This is a genomic window from Spartinivicinus ruber (assembly GCF_011009015.1).
GTDB classification, from domain to species: Bacteria; Pseudomonadota; Gammaproteobacteria; order Pseudomonadales; family Zooshikellaceae; genus Spartinivicinus; species Spartinivicinus ruber.
In genome coordinates this window covers 1,854,294-1,877,933 of record NZ_CP048878.1, presented here as the reverse complement: position 1 = coordinate 1,877,933, position 23,640 = coordinate 1,854,294, and the positions used below count along the sequence as shown (strand labels likewise).

At 38.5% G+C, this 23,640-nt stretch carries 21 protein-coding genes and 2 pseudogenes; 12 read left to right on the top strand and 11 right to left on the bottom strand.

Annotated elements, in window-relative coordinates:
* Positions 1-67: 67 nt before the first annotated feature.
* From G4Y78_RS08865 to G4Y78_RS31335, 4 genes are all read right to left on the bottom strand, one after another.
* Complete coding sequence (locus G4Y78_RS08865; protein WP_163832679.1) at positions 68-1,423, bottom strand: sensor histidine kinase; 1,356 nt, start codon at positions 1,421-1,423, stop codon at positions 68-70.
* The gene (locus G4Y78_RS08860) at positions 1,366-2,025 is read right to left on the bottom strand and encodes a response regulator (protein ID WP_163832678.1); all 660 of its coding nucleotides are present in this window, start codon (positions 2,023-2,025) and stop codon (positions 1,366-1,368) included. The genes G4Y78_RS08865 and G4Y78_RS08860 overlap by 58 nt, the downstream gene beginning before the upstream one ends.
* 438 nt (positions 2,026-2,463) lie before the next feature.
* Positions 2,464-2,976 carry an IS630 family transposase gene (locus tag G4Y78_RS31340; protein WP_163836355.1) on the bottom strand — a complete coding sequence of 171 codons (513 nt, stop codon included), beginning with the start codon at positions 2,974-2,976 and terminating at the stop codon, positions 2,464-2,466.
* A 38-nt stretch (positions 2,977-3,014) separates the two neighbouring features.
* Positions 3,015-3,521: an IS630 family transposase gene (locus G4Y78_RS31335; RefSeq protein WP_163832145.1), complete on the bottom strand. Its 507-nt coding sequence runs from the start codon at positions 3,519-3,521 to the stop codon at positions 3,015-3,017.
* A 190-nt stretch (positions 3,522-3,711) separates the two neighbouring features.
* Here G4Y78_RS31335 and G4Y78_RS08845 point away from each other — a divergent pair, with 190 nt between their 5' ends.
* On the top strand, positions 3,712-4,578 hold the full coding sequence (locus G4Y78_RS08845) for an amidohydrolase family protein (RefSeq protein WP_163832677.1): 867 nt from the start codon (positions 3,712-3,714) through the stop codon (positions 4,576-4,578).
* A 78-nt stretch (positions 4,579-4,656) separates the two neighbouring features.
* Here the strand turns inward: G4Y78_RS08845 and G4Y78_RS08840 are convergent, their stop codons facing one another.
* The 6 genes and pseudogenes from G4Y78_RS08840 to G4Y78_RS08820 all read right to left on the bottom strand — a co-directional run bounded on the left by G4Y78_RS08840 (position 4,657) and on the right by G4Y78_RS08820 (position 11,635).
* A complete protein-coding gene (locus tag G4Y78_RS08840) occupies positions 4,657-4,992 on the bottom strand; it encodes a VOC family protein (protein WP_163832676.1) in 336 nt (111 codons plus the stop codon).
* Positions 4,993-5,013: 21 nt separating this feature from the next.
* A pseudogene (locus G4Y78_RS30790) lies at positions 5,014-5,343 on the bottom strand (tRNA(His) guanylyltransferase Thg1 family protein); the annotation flags it as partial.
* 12 nt (positions 5,344-5,355) lie between these two features.
* Positions 5,356-5,643, bottom strand: a pseudogene (locus tag G4Y78_RS30785) (tRNA(His) guanylyltransferase Thg1 family protein); the annotation flags it as partial.
* 629 nt (positions 5,644-6,272) lie between these two features.
* Positions 6,273-7,418, bottom strand: coding sequence for an IS4 family transposase (locus G4Y78_RS08830; protein ID WP_163832675.1), 1,146 nt, complete (start codon positions 7,416-7,418; stop codon positions 6,273-6,275).
* Positions 7,419-8,011: 593 nt separating this feature from the next.
* The gene (locus tag G4Y78_RS08825; RefSeq protein ID WP_222937668.1) at positions 8,012-9,187 is read right to left on the bottom strand and encodes a cation:proton antiporter; all 1,176 of its coding nucleotides are present in this window, start codon (positions 9,185-9,187) and stop codon (positions 8,012-8,014) included.
* 3 nt (positions 9,188-9,190) lie between these two features.
* On the bottom strand, positions 9,191-11,635 hold the full coding sequence (locus G4Y78_RS08820) for a phosphoketolase family protein (RefSeq protein ID WP_163832674.1): 2,445 nt from the start codon (positions 11,633-11,635) through the stop codon (positions 9,191-9,193).
* Positions 11,636-11,836: 201 nt separating this feature from the next.
* Here G4Y78_RS08820 and G4Y78_RS08815 point away from each other — a divergent pair, with 201 nt between their 5' ends.
* The 6 genes from G4Y78_RS08815 to G4Y78_RS08790 all read left to right on the top strand — a co-directional run bounded on the left by G4Y78_RS08815 (position 11,837) and on the right by G4Y78_RS08790 (position 17,104).
* A complete protein-coding gene (locus G4Y78_RS08815) occupies positions 11,837-13,036 on the top strand; it encodes an NnrS family protein (RefSeq protein ID WP_163832673.1) in 1,200 nt (399 codons plus the stop codon).
* On the top strand, positions 13,029-13,298 hold the full coding sequence (locus G4Y78_RS08810) for a hypothetical protein (protein WP_230425718.1): 270 nt from the start codon (positions 13,029-13,031) through the stop codon (positions 13,296-13,298). The genes G4Y78_RS08815 and G4Y78_RS08810 overlap by 8 nt, the downstream gene beginning before the upstream one ends.
* A gap of 155 nt (positions 13,299-13,453) precedes the next feature.
* Positions 13,454-13,690 (top strand): FeoA family protein, encoded by a 237-nt coding sequence (locus G4Y78_RS08805; RefSeq protein WP_163832672.1) that lies wholly within the window; start codon positions 13,454-13,456, stop codon positions 13,688-13,690.
* On the top strand, positions 13,690-16,005 hold the full coding sequence (gene feoB, locus G4Y78_RS08800) for a Fe(2+) transporter permease subunit FeoB (RefSeq protein ID WP_163832671.1): 2,316 nt from the start codon (positions 13,690-13,692) through the stop codon (positions 16,003-16,005). The genes G4Y78_RS08805 and feoB overlap by 1 nt, the downstream gene beginning before the upstream one ends.
* Before the next feature lie 3 nt (positions 16,006-16,008).
* Positions 16,009-16,221, top strand: a complete 213-nt coding sequence (locus tag G4Y78_RS08795) for a FeoC-like transcriptional regulator (RefSeq protein WP_163832670.1) — start codon at positions 16,009-16,011, stop codon at positions 16,219-16,221.
* A gap of 82 nt (positions 16,222-16,303) precedes the next feature.
* Positions 16,304-17,104: a substrate-binding periplasmic protein gene (locus G4Y78_RS08790; protein ID WP_163832669.1), complete on the top strand. Its 801-nt coding sequence runs from the start codon at positions 16,304-16,306 to the stop codon at positions 17,102-17,104.
* A gap of 158 nt (positions 17,105-17,262) precedes the next feature.
* Here the strand turns inward: G4Y78_RS08790 and G4Y78_RS08785 are convergent, their stop codons facing one another.
* Entirely contained in the window at positions 17,263-18,054 is a 792-nt protein-coding gene (locus G4Y78_RS08785) for an IS5 family transposase (RefSeq protein WP_163832668.1), read from the bottom strand.
* Between the two features lie 209 nt (positions 18,055-18,263).
* On the opposite strand from G4Y78_RS08785, the gene G4Y78_RS08780 reads away from it, so the two are divergent.
* The 5 genes from G4Y78_RS08780 (at position 18,264) to G4Y78_RS08760 (ending at position 23,628) form a co-directional block, all read left to right on the top strand.
* Positions 18,264-18,548, top strand: coding sequence for a hypothetical protein (locus tag G4Y78_RS08780; protein WP_163832667.1), 285 nt, complete (start codon positions 18,264-18,266; stop codon positions 18,546-18,548).
* Positions 18,549-19,023: 475 nt separating this feature from the next.
* Positions 19,024-19,200 carry a hypothetical protein gene (locus G4Y78_RS08775; RefSeq protein WP_163832666.1) on the top strand — a complete coding sequence of 59 codons (177 nt, stop codon included), beginning with the start codon at positions 19,024-19,026 and terminating at the stop codon, positions 19,198-19,200.
* An 81-nt stretch (positions 19,201-19,281) separates the two neighbouring features.
* Complete coding sequence (locus tag G4Y78_RS08770) at positions 19,282-21,423, top strand: peptidase domain-containing ABC transporter (RefSeq protein ID WP_163832665.1); 2,142 nt, start codon at positions 19,282-19,284, stop codon at positions 21,421-21,423.
* Entirely contained in the window at positions 21,420-22,352 is a 933-nt protein-coding gene (locus tag G4Y78_RS08765; RefSeq protein ID WP_163832664.1) for an LpxL/LpxP family acyltransferase, read from the top strand. The genes G4Y78_RS08770 and G4Y78_RS08765 overlap by 4 nt, the downstream gene beginning before the upstream one ends.
* A gap of 16 nt (positions 22,353-22,368) precedes the next feature.
* Positions 22,369-23,628 (top strand): HlyD family secretion protein, encoded by a 1,260-nt coding sequence (locus G4Y78_RS08760; RefSeq protein WP_163832663.1) that lies wholly within the window; start codon positions 22,369-22,371, stop codon positions 23,626-23,628.
* The last annotated feature ends 12 nt before the right edge of the window (positions 23,629-23,640 follow it).

Genomic DNA, 23,640 nt, shown 5'->3' with positions numbered 1-23,640 from the left:
AGTTAGCAAAAACTATATTGACGAAAGGCTCTTTACATTCCTCATATTTTTCTTTACATAAAGATGATCAACTTCCTTGGATTTGAATATTTTTAAATGAAACTGTCACTTTTAATCCTCCTAACAGACTCTTATCAAGAATTATATTTCCTTCATAACGCAATGCAACTTCTTTGACAATACTCAACCCAAGTCCTGCTCCTTCAGAGTTTTTCCCAGGAACCCGATAAAAACGATGTAATAATTTTTCCCGGTACTTTGCCTCAACTCCTGGTCCAGCATCTTCAACAGTTACAGTGACTGTATCACCATGAGCTTCACAAGTTATCATCACTTTTACTTGTTCATTGTCAGGTGAAACCCCATAAAGTAATGCATTTTCAACTAGGTTTTTACACACCATTTCCATTGCCAACGGGTCTGCATAAACAAGCAGAGAGGTTAAACCGTCCATTTGACAGTCACACCGATCATGATCAATTGCCAGATCAACAATCACTTGACGAAACAACTCACAAAGGTCAAATTTTTCACATTGATTAGCTAATGCACCTGCATTATTACTTTTTGCCAAGCTCAGAAACTGATTCGCTACACGAACAACTCGCAATGCGGCAGCACTTACTTTCTGAAAATTAGTATTTATTTCCTTATTTATAAACCCTAAGCTTTGTATTTGGGAAACTAATGCCGTTACAGGTGTTCTTAACTCGTGAGTACAGGTATCCAGAAACTGCCTTTCTTTTAATAACTGAGCATTCATATTACTCATCAATTGATTAATCGCTTGAACTAGTGGTAATAGCTCTTTGCTCATTGTTGTTTCTGAAAAAGGTGTTAACTTATCTACAGACACACTAGAAACTTTCTCTGCTAACGTATTTAATGGTTGCAGTCCTGAACGAACGGCGTAATTCATTGCCCACATAGCTAAGCCGAAAATAATCAATAAAGGTAAAAAAATTAATATGATTAACCCTCGAACGGCATGCTTTCGTTCAGCATCCTTTAACCCCACTAACACACAAGTACCTTTTTTACACAGGGTACTGATCACCCATTTGTTTCCATTTATTTTGGTAACATACGTCTGCTGCTGTGTTGGCTTAGGAAAGGTGACTTCTCCTTGTTGAAAGACTAATTGGTTATCGCGCCACCCTAATAATAACACACAAGACTGGCTAGGCAGTTGTAAATATTTTTCATTTTGCATTAAAACCAGCTCTACCCAGCTACGAGCCATTGATTGAGTTTGATCCTGAAAAAATTCCATGGTTTTATGCCAGGCCAAACTTTTAGCAAAATAAACAGCAATAAACCAAGTAATGGTAAGCACCAGACCAATTCTAATTAATAATCGGTGCTTTACTGTCTTGGTATTAAATAACCGATTCCACGCATTGTCTTGATTAACTTGGGCCATAAGTGTTTTCTCAACTGCGAAACATAAACTTCTATGGTGTTTTCTTCAATATCCTGATCCCAGCGATAAAGAGCATCAATAATCTGCTGCTTGGTTTTCACTCGCCCCTGGGATTCTAATAAATACTGAAGCAACCGAAACTGGCGTAAAGGGATTGTGACCAATTGCTGATTCAGCAAAACCTGCATTTGCCCAGGGTCCAACGTTAGTTGACCATACTCAATAACCGCAGCAGCCCTGCCCATCCTTCGTCTCAATAATGCTCTGATACGAGCAATTAACTCATCCATATCAAAGGGTTTGATCAAATAATCATCAGCACCACTATCTAAACCAACTACCCTATCCCTTGGTTCATCTCTAGCGGTTAATACCAGTACTGGTAATTCCAAACCTTGGTGACGTAGGTCTCGTAATAGCTTTAAGCCATCACCATCAGGTAAACCCAAGTCTAAGACAAGCAAGCCTATTTCTTGATCAGCTAGTGCCAATTTTGCCTTTTCAATAGAGGACACATGTTCCATTTGTAACGCGACTTTACTTACCCCTCGAGCAATTGCATCCGCAATCATTAAATCGTCTTCAACCAACAATATTTTCATTACGTAACCCATTTATACAACGATGAGTTTAAATATTTCATCAAATTACCAAATTCTTACTATTGCCAAATAACGTCAGGGATTTCAGCATCTAACAGACACATTATGATTACTAAAGCTGACGCAATTCTGATTTATGATAGGTTTGTATCCAGTTCAGGTAGTTTTCAGGAACAAATACACTATTGTGAGGACAATAACAATACCAATATCTGCTCAGTTGTTATTCATTTACAAACTCTTTACATTGAGATCGGAAGTAAAATGTACTCTATATTGAGTGTCATAATGACAATCTGATCAGTAAAAGTACTGATCTTTTACCTACCATTATTTTGTTGCGATAACCTATTTTGATCTACCTTTTAACATGGCTTTAGTAATGAAGTTGAAATTGTTGTTTAAGTTTTTATCCATTAGTTATACCAATCCTGTTTATTAGCTTGTTAAAACAGCCCAACATCTGGAGCACAAGCTTTTAATGTTATTTTTCTTATTCACAAATACATTCCATGCCTCACAACAAGACTCAACAATATCATTGAAATTTTTAAAACAACGATTTGCCAGTGAATCTTCTCTCAGTTTTTCCCATATCCGCTCTACCGGGTTAAGCTCTGGGGAAACGGGTGGTAAATTTAATAGCGTGATATTCGCAGGTATTTCTAGGCGATGAGTCGTATGCCATGCCGCTTGATCAACGATAACCAGTCCGTGTCTTCCCTTAGAAATGGCTTTTGAAATTTCTGTTAAGTGCAACCTCATTGCTTCTGTGTTAGCAATAGGTAATACAAGAGCCACTCCTCTATCTTTAGCAGGACACACAGCGCCAAAGAGATAAGCTGACTCAAACTGTTGTTGCTTTACCACTCGTGGACGCGTACCTTTCTCTGCCCAAATACGCGTACAGGTATTTTGCTGACCCACTCTGGCTTCATCTTGAAACCAAATATCAACTTTATCTGGAGAAACGCATGAGGGAAGTACTTTTAAGGCCTCTTTTTCAAAGTTTTTTTAAATGCTTGCTGTTTATCTGGGCGATGATTAGGATGTTTAGATCTTGATGTAATCCAAGAAAGTCCTGCTTTATGCAATACTTCATAAATACTACTTAAGCTGTAGTCTATATTAAATTGTTCCAGCAGCAACTGTTGTATGTCTTTACCCTGAACTCTACCGCCTTGACGATGGTTTTGTAAGGTAATAACCGCTGCTTTAAATTCATTATATTGTGAAGGACAAAGAAACGGTTTTTTTCCTCTACCGGGTTGTTCATAAAGTCCTTCAAGGCCATCTCGTCTAAAACGGTTGAGCCAGTCCTGAATGGTATTGTTTGATTTCCTTAATGCTCGTGCTATTTCAGTTTGAGACCAACCTGCTTGTAAATGAGCCATCGCTAATAAGCGAAGCCGTGTTCTTGGATGTGGTTCTCTGTTCAGTAAGGCATCAAAGTCGTAGTCATACAATTCATCTGGAATAGAAGCAATCCTTGCCATTATTAAATTCCTAGTCAAATTAAGTGAAATACTGTGACCAGGTATTTTACAGATTATTTACCACGATTGGTATTACTTCCTATCCATTAGCCACCAATTAGGTGCTTATGAAGGGCATATTAATGATGCAGAAGTTCACCTTGTCGGTTTTTTTGGCAAATCCCATGGTGTTGAAACACTAATAGGAAGCATGAACAAATCAAACATTGAACAAGCATATGTAATGGGTATGCCTGTTATCAAAAAGTGGGATGCAGCAGAACCGAACAAACCAAGATCAACTTTTAGTGACGATGCCCCCCTTTATTATTATTCGCGTACTGACGAAATCCTTGCAAGAGAAATTGAAACATTACCTAAGGAAGATCAACTACGCTTACACCCCTTCCTTAGTGGGTTTAACCCAACAGACTTACATGCTGCTGAACAGATTGAACAAGAACTAAAATGGCGACCAGGTTTCTGGAAAGGAATTGGTGAGATACTCACTCGGCATGATAGTTTAACAGCATTAACCACTGGAGAAAGAGCTAGAGCCAACCACCCTGCCCTAATGAAAATCTATCAACTAGCAGCACGTTATAAATTACCTGTTATACTTCACTCTAATATAACCTCTACCAAAGAAAAAAAACCTATTTACTTACCAGAGCTTGAAGAAGCTATTAAGTCCAATCCCAAAACCTACTTTATATGGGCCCATGCTGGTGTCAGCACCACATTGGTAGAAAATCAATCAATTGAGTTTGTTTTAACAGAACTACGACGCATGCTAACTGAATACCCTAATCTTTATGTATTAGCTTCCTGGCAGCTTTTAGACTTGATGCTAGAGGACAATAAACCTAATAAACAATGGATAAAATTAATTACGGATTACCCAAGCCATTTTATGATTGGATCTGATGTTGTTAATCAATTTAATATTCAAAATAAAATTTTAAATAGATGGCAACCCATTCTTGATGCACTGCCTAAAAAAGTGGCTAAAGCAGTGGCTGTGACTAACATGCAAACTATAGTAAATAATAAGCGTACTTTCAGTGTAAAAAATTAAGGGTACCCAAATTTATAGTCAACGCCTTTCACCCAGTTCATGCTTGGGTGAGAGGCCTAAACCACCACGCCAAATATTTTATATCCCCTCTTCAGCAATTGAACGATCAACTTGCAAAAACTCGATAGGCGCGCCATTATCTTCAATAAATGCGACTATTACACCAGGACTAGGGCTATTCGGTTCAATGATCACATTCTTATCCTTAATTGCTTCATAAATATCCTCCACTTCAAAGGCAACATGAGGCAATGTTTTAACAATTTCCGGGTAAGGTGCATCTTCTTCATACCTCACCCATTCAATGCCGTAAGGGTTTTTACCATAACCACTCACATACATTTTTAAATGCTTTAAGTGAATTTCATCTTTTAATGGCTCTTTAGTGGGTATACCCAAGTGGTGGTATTTCATATATTTTCTTTACTTCCTTTTTTATTCTGAATTCTGCACCAACGTACAAACAAAATCACTATACATGTCTTTCATTGGCAATTTATAATCTACTTTCAGTCGCTTTCTAGTTGCTAATACCATCTCTTTTGTTAATGGATTAACCGCTGTTTTTTCATAGGTTTCCCAGTAGATTCCCACACCTCTTTTCTGCCAGCTTGGTAACTCATTAAAATTAATACCTCTTTGAAAGAGAAACTCGTTTTTCTCTGCAACAGACATGTTACAAAAAGTTGCGGCCGCAGTTTTAGGCTTTATTCCTTCTTTTCTTAACAACCAGTAGCAATGAGCGTTCAATGCATTCCGGTGAGCATCTTCGTTACGTCACCTGAAATAGTCAACCACTAGTTGTCTAGCAGGCAATTGACAGATTCGGCAGTCAAATACTCCATGATCACCCAGCAACAAACTAAACTTAGCACTGGCCTCACCTGCCAGTACAGAGTTTAACTTTCGTTCTTTTCTTTGAAAGGTATTTTCATTTAAATCAAACAACAGTGAAATTTCATCACTCTGCGTATAACCATAAATAATTTTAAAGCCACAATCCATTAAATGTTGAACAGTCTCAACCATCCCATCTCGAAAACGAGTGTCGTATGGTGCTTCAAAGCCATGGGTATCCTTTCCAAATTCAACCTTAAATGGGTCTTATAGAACTGCTGAAGAAAAAATGAAGACTTACCAGAAGCCTGCAAACCAATAAAAATGATACCTTCCATATAGCTTTTCTTTCTCTCATATACCCTTTGCTCGCAAAAGTATAGCCAAAAAAAAAGCCCTCTCAATTCATCAACTGGGAGGGCTTTTAGTACGTCTTATGACTGATCAAATCACATACACACCAACCCTCTCAGCACAAATTGAGTGTGAGTGGTGATAATTGTTGATTGAAAGAATAGTTAAATTGATCATCTCGAAATCATATAAAGCTTTTGTTAAACATGTCAATAGGTTCTGTCTATTTAGATAACCGTAGCATAATGTCACGAGTAAGTAATATTAACCATTGATCAACATTCGTTCTATTAGCTCCCCTCTTCACAAGGCCTGTAACCTATTTTGATATAAGCAGTGTCTGCTATAAACTGAGATCACATAAACCAGATGAAATAATGTTTCAATACTAACTTTAACCTATTACATTATCTGCAGTAAGTAGAATGAAGAACAGTTTTTGGCAAACTTAACTGCTTGGGCTTTATATATAATCACTATCAGATATCACTGCTGTCCCACATTTACAGCATCCTCATTTGCTTATGATCATCTGTATTATTCGGTGGTGAGGGTGTAAATAATGCTTTAAGCTCTCTACGCTCAAACAAAGTGAGTTGTATGAGTCGAGCTATTTGAGTGATCGATAGTGTTATTCCATGAGAAAATTTTAGATAAGCGACGAGCAAATAAGCACACATGGCTACCCATATCTGGGTTAACACGGCATTTTTAGAGGTACCGACAAACGATTTTATCTTTAGGTTTTGCTTTATCCACTTAAAAAATAGCTCTATTTTCCAGCGTTCTTTGTAAATAGCTGCAATGGTGCTGGCTGCGAGCTTACTATTATTAGTTAAAAAGTAATATTGGTTGCCAGTCTCTGGGCATTTAAAACCGATACGACGTAAATGACCTTTATAAACAGCCCCTTGTTGGCTAGTCAACTGAATGTGCTGATCAGAAGTGACTGTACTGCTATTGTCGGTAGGCTGGCGCTTTAGTACACGGTATTTGGCTTGCTTTTTTAGTCGGGTTACAAAGAAGATTCCTTGCTCATTTAAAGTATTAAACCAGCGATAATCAGTGTAGCCACGGTCTACAGCAAGAATACTCCCCTTGGGGAGATCAAGGCTGCGTGCTATCTGTATTTCATGACATTTCCCTTCAGTAATACTCATAAATGCAGGCAAGTAGCCATTATGATCAAACCCAACATGTAACTTGATAGCACCTTTACTTTTTCGAAAATCTGCCCAAGGAAACATGGATAAACACAAGTCGATCACTGATGCATCAAGAGAATACAATGGATTTTTAAAACGAAACTTATGCCCTGGCCGATGATGATGACATTTATTTAATAGCTTATAAAACAAGGCTTCATAAAGCGTAGCGGGTTGCTGTTCATTGACACGGGCCAAACTACTTCTGGTGATATTTCCAATACCATGGTGATAGCGTTTATGCTGCTGAATCGATAGGTGATCAATGATGTCACGCAAACTATTGCGACCTGAGAGCTGACCAAATAATAGCGCAACAAACTGCCCCCACCGAGTCATTTTACGTAGCCGTTGACCCGTATGATGCTGATTGGCTAGTGATTCAAACTCATGTCTAGAAAGCAACTGAAGTATTTGGTGCAAGATTGTGTTACGATGAGCCAAGGCTTAAATCCTCTGGTTTTGCAGTGTTTGGTTGCACTCTCATTGTAACAACTTATGGGGACTTAAGCCTTTTTTGTTTCAATCTTATGGGACAGCAGTGATCAGATATAAACTCTACAAAACCTTCAATACTTTTATTCAGCAATTTTTTTCCAGTGACAAGCGACTCATGAATAATACTTGATCGACCTTTATTCCTTTTTTATTAATCAAACTATAGCAGCCTTTTGATAAGTCATCTGTCTTATCACTTATATTGAGCAACATAATACTGAATATTTTTAAGTATAAAATTCAACCGACCAAGCATGATTCAAGATCCTATTTTATCTGGAGTAGCATAAGCCATTAGTATAAAGACTATTCTTTTTCAAATAAGAAACATCATAAAATGTTACGCTTATGCAATATTGCAGTGTAACCAGTAAATATATCTATAAAGTTAATACACGATTAAAATACGTTTAATAAGACAATGACAAAAAACTTAATTCAGGCTTTGACAATCAGATAAATTGTTACCAAATTTCATGGTAGCAATTAAAAAATTATTTCTAAGTCTCTCCACCGATAGTTATACAACTTCAAGGAAATTAATAATCACCTTTATACATTCGGCCAATCCCTATTCGGGTAAAAATCGGCCCGATGATTTCAAACACAATCGTACCTGCAATGGTTAGTTGCAATAAAGACTCACCTATTTCAGGAAAATGTTGTTTGGCTAATAGAGCTAATCCTAATGCTACTCCTGCTTGTGGCAGTAAAGACAAACCGATCCACATCGATTGTTGGGGGATAAAGGCAAAGGGCTTGCCTCCCAGCCAGCTGCCTATTAAACGCCCTAATATCCTTAATATTAAGTAAGCAACTCCAAGTACACCTATATTTGCAAGTTCTGAAACATCAAATGAAGCGCCAGCTAATATGAAAAACAGCACCATAAAAGGCCACTCAATTTCTTCAATAGCATGGAATGGCCTAGTGTGGTGGTGGGCTAGGTTTGCTACTGTTGCTCCCATTACAATAGCAGCTAGCAAATAAGACACATTTAACCACTGGGCAATACCACCACATAAAAACACCATACCTAATGCTTCTATTAAAGTAGGTTCCCCAGATTTTATCCTCCCAGTTAAAAAAGCCATAGGAATGCCTAATAGAGCACCTATGACAAATGCTCCACCTAAATCCCAAAGGGCATGCATTACAATATCAAGTATCTGCGGATTACCTGAAACTGACTGACATAACACTAAAATAAAACTAAAGAGTAATAATCCCCAAGCATCATCAATCGCTACAACGCCAAGTAATACTTGAATTATTTTGCCCTTAGCTTTTGCTTCTTTAACTACCTCACTCACTGCAGCAGGATCTGTCGCAGTTGCAACACCTGCGACTAATAAAGCAAAAATTAATCCTGAATTTAACAGCCACATACCAATGAATACAATTATTGCCGTAATCAAAGTGACAACTGAAGATATAATCAGTACTTCCCTACCATTTTCCTTTAAAAACCGGCCTGCTAATTTTTCTCCCAATAAAAATCCTACCATTAACAATGCAATATTCGTTACTAATGGAAACCAGTCTTGCGTAAAGGGAGGTAACAATGCCAGTCCAGAAGGCCCTACCAGCAACCCAAATACTAATAATAAAGTTACTCGAGGCAGGTGAGTTTTACGGCCAATAACGTCAGTTATTAGCCCAAGTAAAAACAGAATACCTAATACCGCTAAATGGTTATCAAGTATGGACATCATATGTTACTGATAAGGTTTATCAATAATTGCATAAGGGTCACCCCCCCCTGTTACCGCTTGAATTTCCTTTTCTGACAAAATATCCAACGGGTTTAGTGATGCAGTCTTAGCAGTCTGGTATAAAATATGTGCCCAAGTTGTTTTATTGGCATAAAGCATCCCGCCTAGATCCAAAGTACCACCTTGGTTGATATAGCCTACAGCAGCTGTCTGTTTAGGCCCTAAATCCAGTTGCCGCATAATACCAAGATAGACTTCTGGTCGACCATGGCAAACAAACACTCTTGTCTTAATAGTATCTGGAAACAAATTATCCATCACCTCTTCAACTACTAACTGCTCAGCTTCAGCCTTATCTCTTGCTACTCTAAATCGACCTGGCTCAATAATATAAATAAGTGAATGGGGTATCTCTCGCTCTTTTAATCGGTCACTGGCTTTTAATGCCTCAGCCAACTGATAAGCACCCACCGCGACTAATTGAATTGATGCCTCTGTAGCTCCTCTTACTAATATTGCACCATCTTCAAGCAGTTTTATCGATTGATCTTTAGGTAATAAAATAGGTACCGGTAATTTAGGTAATGTCGCCAACCAAATTTGTCCATAGCTCGCATAGGTTGATTGCATTGTGGCTAAAGCACTATTCCAGTCACAAGGGAACAACACCCTTACCATATCAGTCATTTCACCCATCAACGCTTCAGATAAAGTTGGATCTTGATGGGACTGTTCATTTTTACCATTTTCCCAAACATGGGAAGTGAGTAAAACAGGCACACTTAACCAATTCGCAGGTTGGTGCGCCTCTTTTTGATGTCTCGCAAAAATAATTGCTTGACGAAGAGCACCCAACATTTTCACTGCAAAAGCTTCATAAGACACTACCAAATTAATCCCTTGTTGGTTTGCTAATACGGCACTTACCACAGCTTCTTCATTAAGCGCCGTAATCACCTTTCCATCCACTGCTTCAGCAACACCTCGCTCAGGTTGGGTCACACGATGCTTAAGCCAGTCCAGGGTTTGATTCATTTGGTTACTTCTTAACTCATCTGGGTTACCTACCCTCACGCGCAAATGGGGATTCTCTTTTACTAATAGCGTAAAGCCTTCATCCCACCCAGCCATAGGAGAACAATTATTATACAGTTCTTGTTTCCAATTAAGTGGCGGGCAGTTTACCCTGCTTTTTTCTGCAGATTGTTTTACCCTATTTTCTTTAGGACGACCTGCCTGGTTATGATTATTAACCAATTTAACCGCGCTTTTCAGAGCATCAGTAGACACCCACAGTTTTTTTGCACCTTGGTTAAATGCTATTAACGCTTCTGCTGACTTAGCAGGATTTTCTTGTAAAGGCGTACCATGCGCAGCATTCGTACCTGCACCTGGAAAACCATAACCTTTGATTGTCTCTGCAATCACATACGGCAGTTTTATCGGGTAATGCTGTTTACCTTGCTTTACGGCTTCCGCCCGTGCTTGTAAACGATTTTCCATTTCAAAGATTGCCCACACAAAGGCAGCAGGGTCAGTGCCATCAATCACCACAGGATCAAAATAATTTAAAGCTAAGTGCTGTTTAAACCATTCAGAACCACCAGATTGACTCATCGTGGTACGCTGATCTATACGACGACCGTTGGCAATCATAATCGGTGTAACCAAGCCAGTATCCTCAGCTCGCCACCACCTAGGCGCCCAATCACTCCCCCGTTGTTCTTCAAATGCACCATCACTTAAAAAAGCCACTAAACGCTCATCAGGCATTGGTTGATGAACATAATACAAGCCTGCAAAGCCTAAATAGCCTCCTTCAATGGTTGCACCAGCTGTATGTACATTAACGTGACTACCCAATGGTGAAACGGGCTTTCCCTGTTGATTAACTAGATAACTGTAAAAATCCCTTACAAAGCGGGTTAATCCTTGCTCAGACCAATTATAACGTTCTTTGTGGACATCAGTTGTATTTTCTAATAGCAAATTCACCGCATCAATTGCTGCTACACAGTGGCCTTGTCCCATTAGCCATTGCCGAGTAATACCTGTTAATGCATTTACCCCCATATAGCCCATATAACCAGGCACCATATTGAGTGATCCCCCAGTATGGCCTTGAGGTTGCCGTTTAAAATCCGCAGCGGTTAACTCTCTACCATCTAAGAAGACATTTTTGGTATATGTCATGTGGACAACTAACCACATTGCTGCACAGGTCAATTTATCCAACGCAGCTAATTGTTGATAGGCCTCAGCTTTATTGGTAATGATTCCTTCTGTTACCAATAGACAAACCAATTCATAAATTCGTAATTGCGTTTGAGCACTATGCATAATGACACCATAACCTGCCGCCCAATTAGCAAAGTCTTCATCATTACTGCGAATAATTGAAGCACGCTGTTCAATAAGGATTTCATCTTGTACCGTTGTAACTGTCATAAAAACGCTATTCCCAATATAATTTGTGCACCTAACTACAAAAAACTTTATTTAAAACAAGCATATAAACTGAATACTTCGCTAATACTGATGTGAATCAATGAACCTTGTTAATTTATCCTCTATGCCAATCATAGATTATTGTTATTAATGTTTAAGTTAGTAACAATAAAGTGCTCAACAAGGAAAGACTGTATTCGTATGGCTTTAGCTACACTAAATAGTCAGCAATCGAACCAACCTCGCTTTGCCTTATTCAACTTGGGCTTTCGTCCTTTCTTTCTGGGGGCTGCCATTTATGCTGTTACCTCCATTACCATATGGCTAGGGACTTATGGATTGGGTTGGTCACTCACCTCTTCTACTATTAGCCCAATGGTCTGGCATGCCCATGAAATGATTTTTGGTTACAGCTTAGCTGTTATTGCAGGCTTTTTATTAACCGCCGTAAAAAATTGGACAAATACTCAAACTGTCTATGGCGTTAAACTAGCACTATTATTTAGTTGTTGGGTGGTTCCACGTATTGCTATTTTATTTGAGCAAGGATTATTAATTGCTGCAATAATGGATACCCTATTCATACTGTTATTAATTCTCTGTGTAATAGCGCCTGTTGTTAAAGCAAAACAATGGAAACAAACAGGGATTATGGCCAAACTTTTATTAATGGGTGTTGCAAATACACTCTTTTATCTCGGTGTGTTTGGCATTCTAGAATCAGGTATTCACTGGGGAAATTATACTGGCTTATACCTTATCATTGGTTTGATATTGACTATGGGCCGTAGAGTTATCCCTTTTTTCATTGAACGTGGGGTTTGCTATCCAGTCACTTTAAAAAATCACCTTTGGCTTGATATTAGTTCATTGGTAATTTTTTTATTATTTTTTATTACCACCGTTTTCACTCACTACACAATTATCGCTGCCTGGTTGGCTGCAATATTGTTTGTTATTCATTTAGCTCGAATTACTGGCTGGTATACCAAGGGAATATGGCGTAAACCCTTATTATGGAGTTTATACTTGGCTTATGCGTTCATTATTGTTGGCTTTTTATTGTTTTCACTTAGTGGCTATCATTATGTGTCATTTTTTCTAGCCATTCATAGTATGGCCTTTGGCGGCATTGGTCTGGTTACACTGAGTATGATGAGTCGTGTTTCCCTTGGTCATACAGGTAGAAATGTTCAACAGCCACCTAAACTGGTAGGAGCTGCCTGCATTATCTTAGCAATTGGTGGTGTAATCAGGGTATTTTTACCCATCTTGGATATGAGCCACTATTTAAATTGGATTGTATTATCACAGTTATGTTGGATCACCGCTTTCGTCATCTTTCTTATTATTTACACGCCAATATTAGTTAAACCCAGGGTTGATCATCAGTTTGGTTAAGAAGCAGTCCACACCTGTCGCTATGCAAAACTTGGTCAACCAGATCAGATCAGCTGTCCCCTTTGATACTCCTGAGTCAGTATTATGTACCGGCACTTGTCATGGTTGCGCTAAAAAACTCCTGGAATTTCTTGCCTGTGAACTGGATGACTGGGAATCACGCTTACAATCTGGGCAAATCCCTACCCTTGGAGAAATAGATCGCCTGGCAAAAACTAGCAAAAAAATCTACCGGGCATTACAAAAAAATAACTTGGTATGAGCCACTGCTTAGCCAATAACTGTTATTGTAACTTATCTCAGCATTTTCAACCCATAAGAAAAATAAGAATCAGTTGCATTTACAATGACTTGAATCAATACAGACCATTCATCTCAACGATAAGCTGTTGAAAACTAAACTAATCCCCTAACGCTATGCAAGATACACTTAAAAACTTACAGGTCGGTGAAAGTGGGCATGTCACAACGATTAGTAATACTAACCCAGGTTACCGCCGCCAATTATTAACCATGGGAATCACCCCAGGCACTACTATTACCGTTGCTCGAATAGCACCTTTAGGCGACCCTATTGAAATTACTGTACGCGGTTACAAACTAAGCCTTCGTCGAAATGAAGCTGATGTAGTACAGGTGGAGAAGTTATCCTGATGTCTTTATCAACAGTCTGTTTAGTCGGTAATCCTAATTGTGGTAAAACCTCATTATTTAATTCTTTAACAGGCTCAAAACAAAAGATAGGTAACTGGCCAGGAGTAACAGTTGAAAAAAAGACAGGGTATTTTCAACATAACCAACAAACCATCCAAGTAGTGGATTTACCCGGCCTCTACTCTTTAGATAATGTCGAAAATACAGCAATTGATGAACAAGTCACCCTGGACTATTTATTAACTGATTCCTCTTCACTCATCATCAATATTATCGATGCAGTCCATTTACAACACAGTTTATATTTAACCTTGCAGTTACTTGAACTAGGCAAACCCATGATCATTGTCCTCAATATGATGGACAAACTTACAGCGACTAAGCAAACAATCGCAGTCAAGCAATTAGCACAACGATTAAAATGCCCAGTGGTGCCAATCGTGGCAAAACAGGCAAAAGGGCTACCCAAGCTGAGAGAACTAGTAGCCAAAACTCTACAAAAACCTGCCATCCCTCTACCTCCACAGCCTTATAACAGTTTAATTCGCCAGGCACTTTTACAACTAAGTGAAGACAGTCAAACCTCTATTTCACAATGGCAAGCTATTAATTTACTTGAAAAAGATGAAAACAGCCTCCTTTTTTCAGCATATAAAAACCCCCACCTTGCTTGGATAACCTCATTACAACAATGGGCTAAAGAACAAGCGACCAACATAACTCAGCAAATGGGCGAAGACTTAGATATTCTTATTGCCAATGATCGGTATCAGTTTATCAGTCAAATTACTCAACATGTAGTGTCTAGTGAAGCCTGTAGCTTCACTCCGTTAACTGAAAAAATTGATAATATTGTTCTTAACCGCCTACTAGGAATACCGATATTTTTAGCCATCATGTATTTAATGTTTATGTTTAGCATTAATATCGGCAGTGCTTTTATTGAATTTTTTGATATTACGGCAGGAGCCCTCTTTATTGATACTCCTGCTTATTGGCTTGCACAAATTAACGCACCAAACTGGCTCATTACTCTAGTAGCCAATGGCATCGGTAGTGGTATTCAAACAGTTGCCACCTTTATTCCCATTATCGGTTGTTTATTTTTATTTTTAGCCTTATTGGAAGACTCTGGTTACATGGCCAGAGTTGCCTTTATTATGGATAAAGTCATGGGATGGGTTGGCTTACCAGGCAAATCATTTGTTCCTATGTTGATTGGCTTTGGTTGTAATGTACCTGCTGTAATGGCAACCCGAACATTAGAAAGCCAACGAGACCGATTATTAACCATTTGCATGACCCCTTTTATGTCTTGTGGTGCCCGGTTACCTGTCTACGCATTGTTTGCCGTTGCCTTTTTTCCTGATAATGGCCAAAACATTGTATTTATTTTATATCTTACTGGTATTTTGCTTGCCATTATCACAGGCATAATAATGAAGCATACTCTGCTACCAGGGAAATCCAGCCCCTTTATTTTAGAGTTGCCCGATTATCATCTCCCCACTTTAAAAGCGATTCTTATTCATACCTGGAGTCGTCTGAAAGGGTTTATTGCCAGAGCAGGCAAGGTGATTATCGTGATGGTAGCGTTATTAAGTATTCTAAATAGCTTGGGAACCAATGCAACCTTTAATAACGAAAATACCGAACAATCATTACTCTCTATAACGGGTAAAGCATTAACCCCTTTGTTTACCCCGATGGGAATTACCCAAGAAAACTGGCCAGCCACAGTAGGAATTTTCACCGGCGTATTTGCCAAAGAAGCGGTAGTTGGAACCCTCGACACCATGTACAGTCAGTTAAATACCGTTGCTCCCCAGACTAACCAGCAAGCGCTCGAGTTTTGGAAAACTATTTATTTAGCTATATCCACTATTCCTGCCAACTTGGCAGAATTAGCTGATGGCTGGCAAGACCCTTTCGGTATGAGTATTGACGAAATCAATAATCAACAAACGGTTGCCACAGAACACACATTTTCAACCATTTACCAGTTATTTGGCTCATCACATGCTGCATTTGCCTATGTATTGTTTATCTTACTTTATACTCCCTGCCTGGCTACTTTAGGAGCTATTTTTCGTGAAGCCAATGCTTGCTGGATGTGGTTAGTCGCTAGCTGGACCTTGGCTATTGCCTATACCACTGCTACTGTATATTACCAACTAGCGACTTTATCCAAGCACCCTGGTTATTCAATCAGCTGGGTTATCACTTTGCTTGGGTTATGGATTATTGTGCTTATTTTGTTAAGGCGACGAGCCAACAAACAGCCCTTTATTAACCATAAAATTGCGAGTGCTTAAGCCATGTTATTAGAACTACGTGATTTTATTAAAACTCAACAGTCTGTTTCCCTCACGACGCTAACCAGGCACTTCAACACCCCAGCACAGGTTATTGAAGCGATGCTAGTCCACTGGGAACGTAAAAATGTGATCATCAAGCAAAACCCCAAACAGTGCAATAAACGCTGCAATGGCTGTAATATTCAAGTTGACACTATTTATTGCTATTGCTGATGGATAAGAGCTAAACAACCACTATACACCAAGCCTTTTGCTAATCTTAAAGCAAGACTTTTTCAGTAAATAGGCTACTCCTTTGAAAGCAAAGCTTTACCTTATAGCACTAGTACTTATAACAAGTGCTACGTATAGTAAATTATGGGCTTGTAAAACTCTACGCTTAGCGACTGGGGAGTGGCCACCTTATGTATCTCAAGATTTGAAACACTATGGCTTTATTAGCTTGGTTGTAGCTGAGGCCTTCAAGTTAGCCAGTAATGACTTGATAACCGTCGAGTTTCAATTTTTCCCCTGGCAACGTGGGCTCATGCTGGCCAAACAAGGAAAGTTTCATGGCGCTTCTTTCTGGGGGAAAAGTGCTGAAAGAGAGCAGTCTTTTTACTACTCTAACTCCCTATTCACTGCACCATATGTATTCTGGCACCTGAAGTCATTCAAATTTAATTGGCAGCAGGTAGATGATTTAAAACCTTATAAAATAGGTGGGTTGATTGGAGCTAATTATGGTGATGCATTCCAGCAAGCTGAGTCTGCAGGGCAATTGATTGTTGAACGAACTCCAACAGAACCACCCAACTTTATGAAATTACTTCAAGGCCGTATCCAACTTTATCCCTTGGATAGAGAAGTGGGCTATTCCATTTTAAGCAAGCTTTATCAGCCAGAACAGGCTAGAAAAATTGTATACCATCCCACGCCTCTCATTAACCCAAGCTATTACTTATTGATTAATAAAAAAACAAAAAAAGCCAAAAAAATAATAACTGCATTTAATATTGGATTAGCCCAATTAAAACAAAGTGGACGCTATGAAGAGTTATTTAAGCTATCAAGACAAGGATATTTTAATTTATCCTCTAATAAACTTTCAAAATAAAACTCTATCATCACTGGTATTTATAAAAAAATAATCAGCATCTATATCAAACTGTGCTCTTATCCTATTCATGTGTAAAAATGTGTAAATATTCAGGATTCACGTTGAGTTTATTCAGCCTCCATATTATTGTTCAGAAGGTGTTTTAAAATAAAAGCTTAAGCGATTCTCCTGACTAAAATATGTAACATGGCGATCTGTATCATTGCTTCACTATTTTTTGTTAGAACCTCATAGTCTTTAGCATGTCGTCTATAGTTAATTAGCCAAGAAAAAGTACGCTCAACCACCCAGCGCTGTTTAATAACATTGAATCCTTTACCTGCCCTTTCAACCACCTCTAGAATAATTTCTCGAGTAGCTTGATGAAAGTCTTTAACCCAATCAATAATAGGCGTGCCAGAATAACCGCTATCCAGCCAAATTTTGAGTAAACTCGTCATGCCTTTTGCAACATAGCCCTTAAGTAGCTGTTTTAATCCCTCTCGCTCACCAACGGCAGCTGAAGTCACTACAACACAGATAATAATACCAAGCGTATCAACTAAAATATGACGTTTGCGACCTTTTACTTTTTTACCACCATCAAAACCAACATGAATACCTTGCGTATGAGTTTTAATACTTTGACTATCAATACAACCTGCACTGGGATCGGCTTTTCTTCCTACTTTTTCACGATAGCATTTCCTGAAGGTATCCATAATGGTTTCCCAAACCCCCTGCTGGCTCCAGGAATTAAAATAACCGTATACTGTCTGCCAACAGCCAAAGTCTTTAGGCACCATTCGCCACTGACAGCCAGTTGTTAGGACATAAAGCAAGCCATTCATGATTAGGCGTCTATTAACGGGTGGTCTGCCTCTATTGCCAGGTTGCCATTTGGATGCAGGTAATACAGGGCTCAGTATTTCCCATTGTGTATCAGTTAAATCTGTTGGATAATCCATTTAGGCTCTTTTTATTGTTTATCTTTGATTTTTGCGAAACCAATAATAAACAGTAAGGGAGCCTATTCCTATAGGCCCGCCGTACGAGTAACCCCTTGGTAGTTATCTCTTACAATACAACTTTGTATGCATTCACTCTTTTTAAAACACCTTCTCAGCCATTCAATATCATGTAAGCCTTTACTAGCATAGAGTGCAGATTATAAAAGATGAGTAAGCGATTTTTTGAAGTGATTGGTTTTGTAATACTGTTCAATATATTGCTTGGACTAATAATTGGATTAGTCACATTAACCATCAGCTCTAACATTATTGGAATAGTTCTCACTGCTGCAGGTGTAGCAGCCTTACTATATTTAATAGTCAACTATGAATCATTGCTAAAAAATCTGATCAAAGAGCAATTTTCCAAGCTGATAGCACGCCAACAGATTATCTCAAAATCGTTTAATAACTTTGATACTAATAAAACTGACGCACTCTCATTTCAATAACACAGATTACCGCCACATACTACACCTTTATTAAACCTTTACTGCAATCACTCCAACAATTTATATAATTAAAAAATAAGGGCGCCTCTTATATACCTCTTTAATTATTATTTCGTTCGCTCTATTTCTTGTTACGTCTTTATTCGCATTCTTCAATAGTTAACATTCAACATTAAGAAAAACCTTGTAAAAATTCACTTCAGCCTTGATTAGTTGTTCAATATATTTGTATCAGCTAATAAATAGCCGTCAAAATAATTAACAAAAACACATTGATTGAGTTTGCATAACTTTGTAAACAAAATCACTGTTTGTTCTGCTCAACCTGATATTCTTGATGAGCGTCATAGATGTTTTTTCCAAAAAGCAATATTTGACGCATATCACCTTTAATATTAGCAGTTAATAAAAATAAGGGCTTCATCTAGTTAAAAATTTTAGTTATATGTAAGCCCACTACATATGGAGATTGTCCATGCAAAAAAATACTACTAAAAAAGAAACACTTTCTTTAGAAGAAACTAAAAATATCCGTGGCGGCGTTGATCTTGGCCCTGTTACTCAAGTCGCTACTAGTATTTTAACTGGCATTGGTGGCGCATTCGCTGCAATTGAAAACGCGGTCATTAGTGCTTCTAAAGTTAAGTCATAACTTCAAAAGCACTTATATCTGCCTCTCATATGTGATAGGCAGATATATCAAAGACCACTACTTGCTACTTTTTGAATCATAATGCAGTCTCAAAAAATAAACCGACAGCGTAAAATTCCAGTCATTCTGCAGGAAGAAATCACTGAATGTGGGCTGGCCTGCATGGCGATGATTACCAGTGGTTTTGGTCAAAAAACGTCGTTACGCTATTTACGCAAACACTACCCTCCTTCCGCCGAATCCGGCCATAGTATATACAATTTAGTGCAAGTGGCTGGTGAGCTAAGCTTAAGAGCTTTCCCTATACGATTTGATATTAATGCAGTAGATACCCTTAACCTGCCCTGTATATTACACTGGGGGCAAAACCACTTCGTGGTTTTAGAAAAAGTCAGTAGTGATGCTATTACAATCATTGACCCAGCACTGGGACGCCGTACCCTTTACCGGGAAGATTATCTCGACTACCTTAGCGGCTATGCTATAGAGTTAATTCCAGATGTAAACTTTGGTCAACAGACACTATTTGAAGAACGCGGTTTACTGTTAAGCGATTTTTTTAAGTATATCAAAGGCATTCCCGCTTCATTTTTTATTATTTTTGCCACCGGCATAACCTTACAGGCACTCGGGTTATTAACCCCCTTTTATATCCAGCTCACCGTTGATGAAGCCATCAGTAAGGCAGATACGGATGTCGTTTACCTACTTTCCATAGTTTTTGGTTTGATCTTTCTATATGAAGTGGTATTTAAGTACCTAAATGCTAATTTAATCAGTTACTTCTCCAATAGCCTAAACAGAAAAGTTAAAGGCAATATTGTTGCTTACTTACTGCGTCTGCCTATTGACTATTTCTCTGTCAGAACTTCAGGCGACATCATTTCCCGAGTCAATTCTGCAGAGCAAGTCACTAATTACATTGCTGGCAGTTTAGCGACTTCTGTGGCTTTAATAATCGGTGCTGTAATCAGTTTAGTGTTGATGCTCTATTACAGCCCAATGCTTTCTGGGCTGATTTTTATTGCCATGACAATCTTTGCTTGTTCTCGTTACTTCTTTCATAAACCTTTGAAACAGGCTGCAGCAGAAGCTATTAACAAAAAAGCCAGTTCCGATGCTTATCTGATAGAAAATTTAAGTAATATCCATTCAATTAAATTTGGCGCCGGTGAAATTGAAAGAACCACTCTTTGGAAAAACAACTTTCTCAATTATATTATTGCTAACCGCCAACAAGAGAAAGTCAAGATTGTCTTTGATGTGCTCAGTAAGTTCTGCCTAAATATTGAACAAATGACAATTATTCTTGTTGGCAGCCTATTAGTGATTAAAGGCAAGCTGACTGTTGGGGAACTTTACGCTTTTATTCAGTTTAAGTTTGTTTTTGCAGAAAATACCTTCAAGGTATTGGATGTTATTCTAGACAAAGAAGTGATGAAAGTTCACTTGGAGCGTATTTACGATATTGTTTCTCAACCCAATGAAAACCAACGCTTGGATAATAAGCCCAAAGTTTACATTGAAAAGCCAAATACCATTGAAATTCGTAATTTAAGCTATGCTCCCAAAGGTGAAGAAGAGCCTATCTTAAAAAATGTCAGCCTGAATATAAGTGCCGGTGAAATTATTGGCATTGTTGGGCAAACAGGTAGTGGCAAAACAACACTGCTGAATATTATTGCCAGCTTATACAAGCCGTCAGCCAATAGTGTCTTTATTAATCAGGCTGATATGACCCAGTTGAATATCAATGAATATCGTCAACGCATCGGAATTGTCACCCAACATGATCAACTGTTTCGTGGCACTATTATTGATAATATCTGTGCTTTTGCTGGTGAAGTGGATGATCAACGTTTAGAGTGGTGTGCCAAAGTTGCAGAAGTACATAATGATATTATGCAGTTTGCCTTTGGTTATCGCACCGTAATTGGCGAAAATGCAGGCTTTTTATCAGCCGGTCAGAAACAACGGCTATTGATTGCCAGAATGCTATACAAAAACCCCGATATTTTGCTGTTAGATGAATTTACTTCCCATTTAGACCGGGTAACGGCCGCAAAAGTATTTAATAATATCAAGCAGCTAAAACGCACCACGATCATCGTCACTCATGACTTCAAGTTATTACCAGGGGTAGACCGTATTTTCCTCATGCGCAAAGGTCACCTTTTCCATGATGCCATCAAAGATAGCAAGCGAAAGGCAATCAAGCCATGAGAAACTGGTATACCCGATTTGCCTTATTATTACTTTTTATTGCAGCTTATACCTTACCCTATCGCTGGGTAATCGTAGTTGCCGGCTGGTTTGGCAGGCAATCGACGCTATTTGCCAGAGCGGATATCAATAATCAGCACCAAAATTTTCGGTTACTGCTCAAGCAAGAAAGCGATGTTGCTTATGCTCATGCCGTTGGCTTCTTTGAAAACCAATATAAACTGGTTGCTTGCTTTTTCCTCTGTTGCCGCGTTGGATTAAAACGCTGGTTAAATTTTGTTAACAAACGCATTAGCGTCACAAATGTAGAGCCACTGAAAAGGCTATTGGCACAATCACAAAATGCTATCTTATTACCCTTTCATTTCGGCGATTTTATTAGTCTATGTTCAGTGATTTGGCCACTATTACCCCCTGAATATGAACTAATTATTTTACGGGGTGCACATACCACAGGATTAAGCTTTAACTGGATTAATAAACTGATCAATATTCACCAATTAAGCGTCAGTATTCTTTCAGCAACTGATAGCCAAGATTTAAAGCAGCTCCTTAGAAAACTACGGAAACAGCAAGTAGTGGTCATTATTTATGGTGATCTCAGTGGCGCATTTGGCACAGCTCAGGAAACTCGTTTTTTTGGTAAAAAAGCCCGCTTTGCTGTTGGCGCCCTAAAAATTGCATACCAAACCCAATGCCCACTATTACCGATTGAACTCTGGGGGAATGCCTTCGAACTTCACAAGAAACCCTATTTGCAGATTAAACCGCCTTTTTATGTAAGGAAAAAACCAAGTATAGAAGGGCAACAAGTTTATCTTAATGCGATTGTACGAATGCTAGAGCAGTCTATTCGGGCAAGACCTAGCGAATGGATGAACTGGCAACAAGTGGGCACCTATTTTCAACCCACGAAGTTAGCCCAATAAGATCAGTTGTAAGATTATGAAGAAAACAAAAGGAAGATTTGTCACTCACGATAAAACTATCGAGCATGTACTGGATGGCAATATCAGTGTACCTGTGAGTATCAAGCTATTTTCTCTTGTTTGCTTTTCAGTGCTTTTCATTACGATTATTGTTCTGGTTTCCTTTCAATACGCCCCAGGGGAAACAGTAACAGGCTATTTGGAACCAGAAAAAGGCCTGATTAAAGTAAAATCGCCCTATTCAGGACAAGTCGATGACATTTTTATCAAGCTAGGTGATAAAGTGTCTAAAGGAACCCCCCTGTTTTCAATCCTTAATGAAAACATTGATACCAACCAAGTGTCGTTTCAACAACAGAATGTACAGTTGCAAAATCAACAAAAACAAACTCTCACCAAACAAATCAGCCAACTTGATGAAGAAATCATCATTGAAAAGAAAATCAACCAATCCACTAACAGGCGGTTAAAAAATGACAAGTCTTCCTTAGTAACAAAGTTAGCCCTACAAAAACAGCTTATTCATAAATTAACCAAACATGTCACTCGCTTAAAGAAACTAGCCAAAACTAAAATTGTTTCAGAGAAAGTATTGGATGATGCAGAAATTCGCTTATTTCAAGCCAAACAACAACAGTTGGAACTGACTGATAACTTACAGCAAGTTAATCTTGAAATTGAAAACCACCAAGAAGACTTCCAACGTAAAAAAATCCAAATAGAAAAGCAACGAGCAGAATTAAAAATTCAACTGAATAATATTCAACGCCAGGCCAATGACTATAACAGCAACCGGAAAAAAGTTGTTACTGCCCGCACCTCAGGGATTATTCAAAAGATCAATGTTGTACAAGGCTCAACCATTCTACCATCAGAGCAAATTGCTGTCGAAATTCAGCCTGAAAACAGCAAGGGTTTAAAAGCAGTACTTTATATTCCCTCTCCACGAGTAGGTATTGCCCGAGAAGGCCAACCGGTCAGGGTATTAGTTGATGCTTATCCAGTAGAAAAATTCGGTACACTCAAAGGTATTGTTACCCAGCTTTCCAATGTGGCTTCCTATGCAAAAGAGAGTAATATTAAACTCGATGATCGATTAATTTATTATCGGGCAGAAGTGGATATCGATAAGCAATATATGCAACTCCATGACAAACAATATCCACTCCGTCCAGGGCTGACTTTAAGTGCCGATCTGATTCAAGAACAACGCACCCTTATGGAGTGGATATTTGAACCTCTTTATCGGATTAAAAAGCGTCTATTAAGTAGCTAATGGTCTATGCGT

What these genes read in the sequence shown, in the direction of transcription:
- G4Y78_RS08860 (WP_163832678.1), bottom strand. Translation starts at nt 2,025, where the DNA reads ATGAAAATATTGTTGGTTGAAGACGATTTAATGATTGCGGATGCAATT.
- G4Y78_RS31335 (WP_163832145.1), bottom strand. Translation starts at nt 3,521, where the DNA reads ATGGCAAGGATTGCTTCTATTCCAGATGAATTGTATGACTACGACTTT.
- G4Y78_RS08795 (WP_163832670.1), top strand. Translation starts at nt 16,009, where the DNA reads ATGTTATTAGAACTACGTGATTTTATTAAAACTCAACAGTCTGTTTCC.
- G4Y78_RS08805 (WP_163832672.1), top strand. Translation starts at nt 13,454, where the DNA reads ATGCAAGATACACTTAAAAACTTACAGGTCGGTGAAAGTGGGCATGTC.
- G4Y78_RS08765 (WP_163832664.1), top strand. Translation starts at nt 21,420, where the DNA reads ATGAGAAACTGGTATACCCGATTTGCCTTATTATTACTTTTTATTGCA.
- feoB (WP_163832671.1), top strand. Translation starts at nt 13,690, where the DNA reads ATGTCTTTATCAACAGTCTGTTTAGTCGGTAATCCTAATTGTGGTAAA.
- G4Y78_RS08775 (WP_163832666.1), top strand. Translation starts at nt 19,024, where the DNA reads ATGCAAAAAAATACTACTAAAAAAGAAACACTTTCTTTAGAAGAAACT.
- G4Y78_RS08825 (WP_222937668.1), bottom strand. Translation starts at nt 9,187, where the DNA reads ATGATGTCCATACTTGATAACCATTTAGCGGTATTAGGTATTCTGTTT.
- G4Y78_RS08760 (WP_163832663.1), top strand. Translation starts at nt 22,369, where the DNA reads ATGAAGAAAACAAAAGGAAGATTTGTCACTCACGATAAAACTATCGAG.
- G4Y78_RS08845 (WP_163832677.1), top strand. Translation starts at nt 3,712, where the DNA reads ATGAACAAATCAAACATTGAACAAGCATATGTAATGGGTATGCCTGTT.
- G4Y78_RS08770 (WP_163832665.1), top strand. Translation starts at nt 19,282, where the DNA reads ATGCAGTCTCAAAAAATAAACCGACAGCGTAAAATTCCAGTCATTCTG.
- G4Y78_RS08820 (WP_163832674.1), bottom strand. Translation starts at nt 11,635, where the DNA reads ATGACAGTTACAACGGTACAAGATGAAATCCTTATTGAACAGCGTGCT.
- G4Y78_RS08780 (WP_163832667.1), top strand. Translation starts at nt 18,264, where the DNA reads ATGAGTAAGCGATTTTTTGAAGTGATTGGTTTTGTAATACTGTTCAAT.
- G4Y78_RS08785 (WP_163832668.1), bottom strand. Translation starts at nt 18,054, where the DNA reads ATGGATTATCCAACAGATTTAACTGATACACAATGGGAAATACTGAGC.
- G4Y78_RS08865 (WP_163832679.1), bottom strand. Translation starts at nt 1,423, where the DNA reads ATGGCCCAAGTTAATCAAGACAATGCGTGGAATCGGTTATTTAATACC.
- G4Y78_RS08840 (WP_163832676.1), bottom strand. Translation starts at nt 4,992, where the DNA reads ATGAAATACCACCACTTGGGTATACCCACTAAAGAGCCATTAAAAGAT.
- G4Y78_RS08815 (WP_163832673.1), top strand. Translation starts at nt 11,837, where the DNA reads ATGGCTTTAGCTACACTAAATAGTCAGCAATCGAACCAACCTCGCTTT.